Annotated in this window: 11 protein-coding genes; all 11 read left to right on the top strand. The window is 49.2% G+C overall.

What is annotated here, in order from left to right:
* Positions 1 to 2,137: helicase-like domain-containing protein (locus tag RG47T_RS26620; protein ID WP_494337193.1), on the top strand; the 2,137-nt coding region annotated here is incomplete at its 5' end.
* Positions 2,138 to 2,154: 17 nt separating this feature from the next.
* Positions 2,155 to 2,481 (top strand): DUF4133 domain-containing protein, encoded by a 327-nt coding sequence (locus tag RG47T_RS05475; RefSeq protein WP_074488487.1) that lies wholly within the window; start codon positions 2,155 to 2,157, stop codon positions 2,479 to 2,481.
* 22 nt (positions 2,482 to 2,503) lie between these two features.
* Positions 2,504 to 4,972: a TraG family conjugative transposon ATPase gene (locus RG47T_RS05470; protein WP_074488486.1), complete on the top strand. Its 2,469-nt coding sequence runs from the start codon at positions 2,504 to 2,506 to the stop codon at positions 4,970 to 4,972.
* Between the two features lie 11 nt (positions 4,973 to 4,983).
* On the top strand, positions 4,984 to 5,658 hold the full coding sequence (locus RG47T_RS05465; RefSeq protein WP_074488485.1) for a conjugal transfer protein TraI: 675 nt from the start codon (positions 4,984 to 4,986) through the stop codon (positions 5,656 to 5,658).
* 12 nt (positions 5,659 to 5,670) lie between these two features.
* The gene (locus RG47T_RS05460) at positions 5,671 to 6,324 is read left to right on the top strand and encodes a hypothetical protein (RefSeq protein ID WP_074488484.1); all 654 of its coding nucleotides are present in this window, start codon (positions 5,671 to 5,673) and stop codon (positions 6,322 to 6,324) included.
* A complete protein-coding gene (locus RG47T_RS05455; protein ID WP_074488483.1) occupies positions 6,321 to 6,956 on the top strand; it encodes a hypothetical protein in 636 nt (211 codons plus the stop codon). The genes RG47T_RS05460 and RG47T_RS05455 overlap by 4 nt, the downstream gene beginning before the upstream one ends.
* 10 nt (positions 6,957 to 6,966) lie before the next feature.
* On the top strand, positions 6,967 to 8,166 hold the full coding sequence (traJ, locus tag RG47T_RS05450) for a conjugative transposon protein TraJ (RefSeq protein WP_074488482.1): 1,200 nt from the start codon (positions 6,967 to 6,969) through the stop codon (positions 8,164 to 8,166).
* A 13-nt stretch (positions 8,167 to 8,179) separates the two neighbouring features.
* Positions 8,180 to 8,800 (top strand): conjugative transposon protein TraK, encoded by a 621-nt coding sequence (traK, locus tag RG47T_RS05445; protein ID WP_074488481.1) that lies wholly within the window; start codon positions 8,180 to 8,182, stop codon positions 8,798 to 8,800.
* Positions 8,801 to 8,810: 10 nt separating this feature from the next.
* Positions 8,811 to 9,290 (top strand): hypothetical protein, encoded by a 480-nt coding sequence (locus tag RG47T_RS05440; RefSeq protein WP_074488480.1) that lies wholly within the window; start codon positions 8,811 to 8,813, stop codon positions 9,288 to 9,290.
* Between the two features lie 2 nt (positions 9,291 to 9,292).
* Entirely contained in the window at positions 9,293 to 10,579 is a 1,287-nt protein-coding gene (gene traM / locus RG47T_RS05435) for a conjugative transposon protein TraM (protein WP_074488479.1), read from the top strand.
* An 11-nt stretch (positions 10,580 to 10,590) separates the two neighbouring features.
* Positions 10,591 to 11,409 carry a conjugative transposon protein TraN gene (gene traN / locus RG47T_RS05430; RefSeq protein ID WP_074488478.1) on the top strand — a complete coding sequence of 273 codons (819 nt, stop codon included), beginning with the start codon at positions 10,591 to 10,593 and terminating at the stop codon, positions 11,407 to 11,409.
* Positions 11,410 to 11,413: the final 4 nt, after the last annotated feature.

Raw genomic sequence — 11,413 nt, 5'->3', positions numbered from 1 at the left:
GTTTGTGGATGAAAGCCATAAGTTCAAGAACCTGACCTTTACCACACGGCACAACCGTGTGGCGGGGCTGGGTAACATGGAAGGCAGCCAAAAGGCGCTCAACATGCTTTTCGCGGTACGGACGCTTCAGGACAAGTTTGATGCCGACCTCTGTGTTACGTTCTTATCCGGGACGCCCATATCGAATAGCCTTACGGAAATGTACCTGCTTTTCAAGTACCTGCGGCCAAAAGAAATGGAGCGGCAGCGAATTGAGAACTTTGATGGCTGGGCGGCGGTATTTGCACGCAAGACCACCGATTTTGAATTCAGCGTCACCAATGAGATCATTGCCAAGGAACGCTTCCGCCATTTTATCAAGGTGCCGGAACTGGCCTTGTTCTATAACGAGATCACGGATTATAAGACGGCAAAGCACATTAACCTGGACAAACCGGAACTGGTAGAAACGATGGTCAATATAAAACCCACCCCGGAGCAAAGCGAGTTCATCGCAAAACTGATGGCTTTTGCCAAAACAGGCAATGGGGAACTCATCGGGCGGGCACCACTTACACCCACGGAAGACAACGCCCGTATGCTGATCGCCACGAACTACGCCAAAAAGATGTCAACTGACATGCGGCTTATTGATGCATGGCAATACAGCGACCATCCCGACAATAAGGTAAATACCGCTGCACGGAAAATAGCGGAGATCTACGGGCAAAGTACTCCCCATAAAGGGACGCAAATCGTCTTCTCGGATATCGGTACGCCAAAGGCGAACGAATTTAATATCTATGATGCCCTGAAGGAAAAGCTGGTGCGGGACTTTACTATCCCTGCCCAGGAAATAACCTTTATCCACGACTGGACCGATAAGCGCAAGCCCGAACTCTTCCGCAAAATGAACCGTGGCGAGATACGGCTGTTAATGGGCAGTACCGAGAAAGCAGGGACAGGCTTGAATGTACAGCAGCGTGTGGTTGCCATGCACCACCTGGACATCCCGTGGCGGCCTTCTGATTTGGAGCAGCGCGTGGGCCGTGGCGCGCGGCAGGGCAATACCCTTGCCAAAGCGCATTATGGCAACCAGGTGCAAAACTTTGTTTACGCCACTGAGCAGTCGCTGGACAATTACAAATTTAACCTGCTCAAAAACAAGCAGACTTTTATCAGCCAGATGAAAAATTGCGAACTGAATGTGCGCACCATTGACGAGGGCGCGATGGATGAGAAAAGCGGGACGAATTTCTCAGAGTACATCGCAATCCTATCGGGGGATACCTCGCTTTTGGAAAAAAGCAAGCTGGAAAAGAAAGTGGCCGTTATGGAAAGCCTGAAGACGGTGCATTACCGTGAGGTTACCCGTAACCGTTACCAACTGGAAAGCCTGCAAACCGACCGTGCTACCACGATTAAAACACTCGAAAAGCTCACTGCTGACAACACCATGTACCAAAGACAGCTGCAATACGACAAGGACGGTGCGAAAGCCAACCCCATACAACTCGCAGGGATAAGGTCAACAGATAGCGAGGCCATCGGCAGGCATATCATCAGCCTATACAAGGACTGGAAGCCACCCGAAGGCCAAAGTGAACAAAAGGTGGGCACACTGTATGGTTTTGGGCTGTACATCCGAAGGGAACGGCAAGCATACGAGGAAAAAGGGCAGTTTGAATACCGATTTTCCAACAGCTTTTACGCAAAGCGCATTGATGACGGCATCAAGTATAGCTACAACAATGGCCTGCCCAATACCGACAACCCCAAGCTGGCAGCAAGGCATTTTTTAAATGCCATCGACAGGGTAGAATCATTGAAAGAGAAATACAGCCGTGAACTGGAAAAGCTCAATACTGATATACCCAAGCTGGAAGCGCTGACCAAAAAGCCGTTTGCCCAGGAAAAGGAACTGGAACAAATGAAAGCTGAACTACAGGGGCTGGAACGGCAGATCGCTATTACCATACAGGAAAAACAGTTGAAGGAGCGTCAGGGAGAAATAGCAGATGAGCCTACACAGGAGGGCACAATAAAAATAGCTTCAAAGAAGAAAGTCCTTGAAGCCACAGTAGTAAGGATGGAAACTGACAGCAGCCAGGAAAAAATGTATGGGCAAATGCGTCGCAATAAAAGGTTTAAGCTATAAACAAACAATAAGGAATTATGGCAAACAGTGTCTATCAGGTCAATAAAGGCATTAACGCCAGCATTGAATTTAAAGGGTTAAAAGCGCAGTACATATGGTACCTGGGCGGTGGCGTAGTGGTACTGATGATCGTGTTCGCGGTCATGTACATCGCAGGGCTGCCGTCATACCTGTGCATCGGGGTCATTCTTTTGGCAGGCACGGGACTGGTCATGAAGGTATATGGCATGAGCAACAAATATGGTGAGCACGGGCTTATGAAAGCCCTTGCAAAAAAGCAGGTGCCGAAGGTACTGCGCTCAAGGAGCAGGCGCATCTTTTTGGTGCGCAATAAACAGGATTAAAAACAAGGTAAATAATAAGGAGATGGAAAAAGTGCTGGACGATTTATTACCGATCATGGATGTGGAGCATGACTGCATCCTGAGCAAGATGGGCGATGTGACCATTGCCTTTAAGGCGGAGCTGCCGGAGATCTTTACGCTCTCCGACCAGGAGTATGAGGCATTCCACCAGGCGTGGATCAAAGCCATCAAGCTGCTGCCTAAGCACAGCGTGCTGCACAAGCAGGACTGTTTTTTGCAAAGCGGCTATACACCGGATTTTGCACGGGAGGACAACAGCTTTCTGAGCCGTGCCAGTGAGCGCTTCTTTAACGAGCGGCCTTTCCTGGACCATAGCTGCTACATTTTCCTGACTAAAAAGCCCGCTAACCGGCAAACCGCCAGTTCAATGTTTTCAAGCCTTTTGAAAAGGCAGGTGGTACCTGAAGAAACCCTGAAACCGCAGTTGCTACAGGATTTTTTGGATAGTGCAGGCCAGTTCAAACGTATTATGGAGGACAGCGGCTTTGTAAAGCTTACAAGGCTAACGGAAAGTGAATTATTGAGCCAAAGCCGGAAGCACGGTGTTATCGAAAAATATTGCTACCTATCTGAAAGGGATGATAGCTTTATAGTAAACGATATCCGCTTCGATGAAGGCTTGCAGGTAGGCGACCGCCATTGCCAGCTTTATACATTAGCCGATGCCGCCGACCTTCCCGCGCTGTGCGGCAGCCGTATCAATTATGATAAGTATTCTACCGACCGGACAAAATTCAGCATCGGCTTTGCCTCAACGCTTGGACAGCTACTGCCGTGCAACCATATCTATAACCAGTATATTTTTATTGAGGATGCTCAGAAGACCATCCAAAAACTGGAATCCAAACGGCTGCGCCTGCAATCCCTTTCGGCTTATAGCCGTGAGAACCTGATCGCACGGGACGCGACCAACGACTTTTTGAATGAGGCCATCGGGCAGCAACGCCTGCCGGTAAAAGCGCATTTCAATGTACTGGCCTGGACCGATAACAAAGAGCAGCTTAAAGACCTGAAGAACATGGTATCCTCGGCACTGGCGCAGATGGATGCCGTAGCCAAGCAGGAAACCGTGGGCGCGGCACAGATCTTCTGGGCAGGTATCCCCGGCAATGCGGCGGACTTCCCGATGAACGACACCTTTGATACCTTCGCTGAGCAGGCTACGTGTTTCCTCAATTTGGAAACGGGCTACCGCACTTCGTTGAGCCCCGTGGGCATCCGCCTGGGAGACCGACTTACCGGTAAGCCCGTGCATGTGGACATCAGCGATGAGCCTATGACAATGGGTATCTGTACCAACCGCAACAAATTTATACTTGGCCCATCGGGCAGCGGCAAATCCTTTTTTACCAACCATATGGTACGAAGCTATTATGAGCAGGGGACGCATGTGGTACTGGTAGATGTAGGGCACAGCTACAAAGGATTGTGCGATATGGTTAAGGGCTATTACTTCACTTATAGCGAGGAGAACCCGATACGGTTTAACCCGTTTTTTATCGGCGAAGGCGACAGCCTCGACACCGAGAAAAAAGAGAGCATCAAAACGCTGCTTCTGGCGCTTTGGAAAAAGGACGATGAGACGTTCCGCCGCAGTGAGTACGTAGCGCTTTCCAATGCGATTAGTGGCTATTACCACCATCTTATACGCCAGCCGGAGATATTCCCGTGCTTTAATTCCTTTTATGAGTTCCTGCGGGATGCCTACACCAGGGTTTTAGAGGGGGACCGTGTGAAGGAAAAGGATTTTGACGTCGATAATTTCCTGTATGTGCTGCGCCCGTATTACAAGGGCGGCGAATTTGACTACCTGCTCAACGCCACCGAAAATATTGACCTCTTGCAGGAGCGCTTTATTGTTTTTGAGCTGGATAACATAAAAGACCACCCGATACTCTTCCCGGTCGTGACCATCATCATTATGGAGGTTTTCATTAATAAGATGCGCAAAATGAAAGGCATCCGCAAGATGATACTCATTGAGGAAGCCTGGAAAGCGCTGATGAAGGAAGGTTTCGCGGAGTACATAAAATACCTTTTTAAAACGGTTCGAAAGTTTTTTGGCGAAGCTATCGTGGTTACACAGGAAGTGGAAGATATTATTTCTTCCCCGGTGGTGAAGCAGGCCATCATTAATAACAGCGACTGCAAGATCCTGCTGGACCAGTCGAAATACCAAAATAAGTTCGACCAGATACAGGAACTGCTCGGCCTCACAGAAAAGGAAAAAGCTTTGGTACTTTCGGTAAACAAGGCCAATGACCCTGCACGAAAATACAAGGAGGTATTCATCTCGCTCGGCGGCATGCTTTCCAAAGTGTACCGTACGGAAGTGTCCCTTGAAGAGTATTTGGCCTACTCAACGGAGCAAACCGAGAAGGTAAAGCTGGCGGAATACGCGGCAAAGTTCGGCGGGGACATCCGTAAGGGAATTATCGCGATGGCTGAGGATATGAGAAACAGGACGTAAACTAAAACACTATGAAAAAATATATCAGGATTTTACTATTGGCGCTGCTGGTTTGGCTGGCAGCGCCGGCGCCCCAGGCAAACGCGCAGGTAATTGAGATCGTTACCGGGGCGATAAAGAAAGTCATCAAGGCGATGGACTTGCAGGTGCAGCGCCTGCAAAACAAGACCATCTGGCTGCAAAACGCGCAGAAAACTTTGGAAAATGCGCTTTCCAAACTAAAACTGGATGAGATAGCGGACTGGAGCGAAAAACAGAAAGAGCAATACCGTAAGTACTATGAAGAGCTGGCGAAGGTAAAAGCCATCATCAGCTATTACCAGCGCATCCGGGACATTACCCAAAAACAGGTACGGCTCGTTCGAGAGTACCAGCAGGCTTGGAACCTGCTTAGGCAGGACGGGCATTTTACGGCAGATGAGATTGATTATATGTCAAAGGTATATTCGGGTATCCTCGAAGAAAGCCTGAAGAACATTGACCAGATCACCCTTGTGGTACAATCTTTTACGACCACCATGAGCGATGCCAAACGGCTGGAAATCATTAACGAAGCTGCCGACCGGGTGGATGAGAACTACAGCGACTTAACCCGATTTAACCGGCAAAATGCGGTGCTGAGCCTGCAAAGGGCTAAAGATTTAAACGAGGCGCAAACAGTAAAGAAACTATACGGACTGGATTAAAAAAAGCAAATCATGAAAAAGATACTAATCGTATTGCTGCTCATTGCAGCCAGCAGCAGCCTTCAGGCACAGACATTTGCAGAATGGTTCCAGCAGAATTCCACGCAGAAGAAATACCTGCTCCAGCAGATCGCTGCCTTACAGGTATATATTGAATATGCCCAAAAGGGTTACAAGATTGCAAAAGAAGGTTTAACTACCATTGGTAATATCACTGACGGCGAATTCAACCTGCACGGCGTATTCTTTAATTCGTTACGGATGGTTAACCCTGAGATCAAACGGTATGCCCGTGTTGCTGACATCATTGCCCTACAGGTAAAGGTTGTCCGGGACTATCACAACTCCTACAACTGGCTCTCAGGGAGCGATGCCTTCCACGGCGATGAGCTCGATTATATCCAAAGGGCTTATGGCAGGCTGCTGGATAACTGCGAAGCGGTTATTGATGAGCTAACCGCGGTTATCACCGACGGGCAGCTTGATATGAAAGACGATGAGCGCATGGCGCGCATCGATAAATTGTACGCCCGGATGCAGGACAATTGGGCATTCTGCAAAAGCTTTGGCAACCAGTCGAAAACACTTGCAATGGCAAGGCTCAGGGAAAAGAATGAAGCTGTAACCGCCCGTGCACTGCACGGTATTAATCCAAACCAACCATGAAAAAGTTATTTATCCTGTTACTGGCGCTGTTGGGAATAGCACCGTACAATAAAGCGGCGGCCCAATCGCAGGAATTACAGCAGTTGGCGCTTAATATTGAAAAGCTTGCCCAGTTCAAACAGATCCTCTCCGATATGAAAAAGGGCTATCAAATACTTGAAGGCGGATATAATACGGTTAAGGATATTTCGCAGGGGAACTTCAGCCTGCATAAGGCGTTCCTTAACGGGCTAATGCAGGTCAGCCCAACGGTGCGGAATTACTATAAGGCAGCGGAAATTGTGGATTACCAGATCAAGCTGGTCAGGGAATACCGTGCGGCCTATAACCGTTTCAGGGCGGATGATAATTTCAATGCGCAGGAACTGGGCTACCTGGGCAAGGTCTATGATAACCTTTTGAAGGAAAGCCTGCGGAACCTTGATGAGCTGCTCCTGGTAATCACAGCCGGGCAGGCACGCATGAGCGATGATGAGCGCCTGGAGGCCATTGACCGCATCCACGCCGAGATGGTGGACAAGCTCACATTCCTGCGCAGCTTTAATAACGATACTTCGGTGCTGGCATTGCAGCGGGCAAAGGAGCGCAACGATGCCAATGCATCTAAAAAAGCACATGGTATAAACAACTAAATCAAACCTTATGAAACAACTAAGAAAAACTGCTTTTGCGGCAGTTGCAGGATTACTGTTGCCTTTTTTGGCCCAGGCGCAGGGCGTTGGCCAGGAACTTAACAGCATGCATGGGGTACTGGAACAGCTCTACGATGAGATGATACCGCTGTGCAGCCAGCTTATTTCCGTTGGGCAGGGCATTGCCGGTTTTGCGGCACTCTGGTACATCTGCTCAAGGGTATGGCGGCACCTGGCCAATGCGGAGCCTATCGACTTTTACCCGCTGTTCCGCCCATTCGTACTTGGCTTTTGCGTGCTGGTGTTCCCATCAGTATTAGGGCTTATCAATGGGGTAATGAAACCTACCGTGACCGCAACTGCTGCTATGGTCGAAGGCTCGAATAGGGCTATTGAGCGGCTCCTGGCAGAAAAAGAGGCGGTCATCAAAAACACGGACCCCTATAAAATGTATGTCGGCGCTGATGGGGATGGCGACCGCGACCGCTGGTATAAGTATACCCATGATGGCGCTGACCCCGATGATGAGGGGATGATTTCCGGTATTGGCAATGATATAAAATTTGCCATGTCCAAGGCAATGTACAATTTCCGCAATTCGGTAAAGGAATGGATGAGCGAAGTACTGGAAGTGCTCTTCCAGGCAGCCGCCTTGTGTATCGACACATTACGCACCTTTCAGCTTGTCGTACTGGCGATACTCGGCCCGCTCGTATTCGGCCTTGCAGTTTTTGACGGGCTGCACCATACCCTGACTGCATGGCTGTCCCGTTACATCAATATTTTTCTGTGGCTTCCTGTCGCCAATATTTTCGGTGCCATCATCGGGAAGATACAGGAGAAAATGCTTGAGCTCGACCTTGCGCAGATCGGCCAGCAGGGCGATACGTTTTTTAGCAAGCAGGACGTCGCTTACCTCATATTTATGATTATTGGCATCGTCGGTTATTTCACGGTTCCCTCTGTGGCCAATTACATAGTGCATGCCGGTGGTGGCGCTTTCCAGCAAAAAGTAACCAGTGTATTCAACAGTTCTTCGCAAGGTATGGCAAGTACTGCCTCGATGGGTGCAGGTGCCTTGGGGGAACGGCTTGCCAGTGGGGCCACCAATATGGCCAGCGCACCATTTGATATTGCTGAAGGGTACCGGGGCGCTGGAGAAGGCAAGCAGGACAGTTACCAAAAGGATAAATTAAAAGGCAATTCTTAAAAAGGGAGGAACCATGTTTACAAAAATGAAAAATATCGATACCGCAGTGCGCCATTTAAAAGCGTTCAGCATTGTAGTAGTAATAGGCTGCGTAGCCATCTGCTGCTTCGCAGTCTGGAAAAGCTTCAGCCTTGTCTCAGAAACGCAGTCAAGGGTGTATATCCTCTCGGGGGGAAAAGCACTGGAGGCGTTTTCGGCAGGCAGGAAAGATAATGTGCCGGTGGAGGCACGTGACCATGTAAAGACCTTCCACGAGCTTTTCTTTACCCTTGACCCTGACGACAAAGCGATAGAAGCCAATATAACTAGGGCACTCTACCTGGCCGATGGCAGCGCCAAAAGGGCGTATGACGACCTGAAGGAAAACGGTTACTACGCCGGGCTAATATCAGGTAACGTCAGCCAGACCATCAGTGTGGATAGTGTAATGGTGGATGTTGCTGAATATCCTTACCACTTCCGCTGCTACGCAACGCAAAGCATTACCCGCCCCACGAGCGTGACCACGCGCAGCATGGTCACCGAAGGCGCGCTGCGCAATGTGTCGCGGAGCGACAACAACCCGCACGGCTTTCTGATCGAGCGGTGGAACACTATTGAAAACAGGGATTTAAAAACGGCCGCGAGGCGCTAAATATTACGCTATGGGACTATTTGGAAAAAGGAAAAAGGAAACGCCGTCTCCTATTAAGGAGCTGGTTGGCAAAAGGCTTAAGGGCTTTGGTGTAAAGATTAACGCGGCCTGGGCAAACTGGATGGCCCTGCGTACCGCCCGGCTCACAAAAAAAGGTTGGATGACGGCGCTTGCCTGCTTTGTGCTACTTATGGGAAGTTACAGTGCCTACCTGATCGTAAGCGCTTTTACGGCCGCACCCGTCACCATGATAAACGTGGGCAACATTCGTAAGCCTGCACATTCAGGCAATACAGGTGAGATAAAAGCACAGGCGCGAATATCGGATTCTGAATACAGGCGGATTGAAGGATTCCACAGGTACATGGATAGCCTTGCTGCTGATTCCAACGGCAGGAAAGACTACGAAAGCATTATCATAAAACGCCCAGGCCTTATGGATTCCATCCGGCAGGTCGAAAAATACTATCAGCAATTTAAAAACAAGTAACCATGAAAAAAGAAGAATTTACACCGAAAATGAGACGCCAGCGCAAATTCATGCTGGTACTGCCGCTATTGGTACTGCCGTTTATCACATTGGCCTTTTGGGCATTGGGTGGTGGCAAGATGCAGGCCGCAGAAGCAGCAACAGTACAGCAGAAGGGCTTTAACCTAAACCTTCCCGATGCCAACCTGAAAGATGATAAACCGATGGACAAGATGCGCTATTATGAAGATGCCCAAAAGGATTCGGCGCGTATCCGTGGACTTGAACAAAACGACCCTGCACGGCTTGCGCAAGGCCAGCCTGAAGCCTTTGGCAATCCATTTAAGGGTAATGCCACAACAGGCGGGCTGAATACCTCCGTTGGCGGTGGCCGCGGTGGCGACCCCAATACGGAAAATATTTACCGTAAACTCGAACTGCTCAATAAGGAACTGAATAAACCCGCACCAACGATGGGTAGTACCGGGGTTTCCACCCCAACACCACGCGGTGCGGCGGCAGTCGGCACCGCCGATGTGGACCGCCTGGAGAAAATGATGCAGGCCATGAGCCAACGCGACGGTGAAGACCCTGAACTGCAACAGATTAATGGCATGCTTGAAAAGATCATGGACATACAGCATCCTGAGCGCGTGAAGGAACAACTTGATAAGGTGGCAGCACAAAAACAGCAACAGGCCTATACGGTATCAAAAGTTGGTGATAAAGCGGTGACGGTTTTGGATAACAATGTTTACCTGCAAAATTCGGAGAACGGATTTTACGGGCTTGATGATAATGCTACCGATACGACTGCCCAGAATGCCATACCTGCTGTAATCCATGAAACCCAAACGCTGACCAGCGGGGCTATTGTAAAGCTACGCCTACAGGCTGACATTACTGTAAATGGTATCCTTATACCGAAAGACAGCTTTGTCTTCGGTACGGCCTCACTTAGCGGAGAAAGGCTGGGCATTGAAATTACCAGTATCCGCTCGGGTAATTCAATTTTCCCTGTAGCCCTTGAAGTATTCGATATGGACGGGCTGGGTGGCATACATATCCCCGGTGCCATTGCCCGTGATGTGGTGGCGCAATCCGCTGACCGCAATGTACAAGGCATCGGCATTACCTCCCTTGATGCCACATGGCAGGGACAGGCGGCTAGCGCCGGGATTGAAACAGCCAAAACACTATTTAGCAAAAAAGTAAAACTTGTCAAAGTGAACGTGAAAGCGGGCTACCAGGTGCTCCTGCGCGACGCAAGGCAAAAGCAGGCTACGGTACAAATTACTAATAACAATTAAAAACAGCAGATATGAAAACGACTAAAGCACTATTATTATTTGGCTTAGCCTTTCTTTTGAATGGCATAAGCGCAAATGCGCAAACCGGGATACAACCGGTACAAGTTACCATCACAACCGCAAAAACGACCAATATTATTTTCCCGCAGGCCATCATCAGCGTGGACCGTGGCAGCAGGTTAATATTGGCGCAAAAGGCCAAAGGCGTTGAAAATATTTTGCAGGTTAAAGCGGCAAGGGATAGTTTCCCGGAAACCAACCTCTCAGTAATTACCGCAGATGGCAGGCTTAACTCCTTTGTGGTAAACTACAGCAGCCAGCCACAAATACTGAACCTTTCGATTGCGGAAAGTACCGTCAGCAAAAGTATTACCTTTTCTGAAGCCAATTACAACAAGGCGGAAGTCACGCGGTACGCAAAAGCGGTTTTAAAGGAAAAGGCCGGGACGGTTGCGCATGATAAGGCAGCCGGGCTCAGGTTTGCGGTACAGGGCTTTTTCATACACGACGATGTGATCTATTGCAGGCTCGAAATAGAAAACCGCACCAACATTGGCTACGATATCGGCCAGCTGCGCTTTTTCATCCGCGACCAGCAAAAGGCAAAGCGTACCGCTACCCAGGAAATTGAGGTTACCCCCGTACTTGCTGAAAACAAGCCGGACGCTGTAAAGGCAAATAGCACGCAGGCTATTGTTTTTGCCCTCCCGAAATTTACTATCCCGGATAAAAAGTACCTGGCCCTCCAGCTGATAGAAAAAAATGGCGGTAGGCACCTCGAAGTGCATGTAAAAAACAGGCAGCTGATTAGGGCAAGGCTTTTACCATAAAACC

Source organism: Mucilaginibacter polytrichastri (genome assembly GCF_001911425.1).
GTDB classification, from domain to species: Bacteria; Bacteroidota; Bacteroidia; order Sphingobacteriales; family Sphingobacteriaceae; genus Mucilaginibacter; species Mucilaginibacter polytrichastri.
This window is presented reverse-complemented; position numbering and strand designations above follow the sequence as displayed.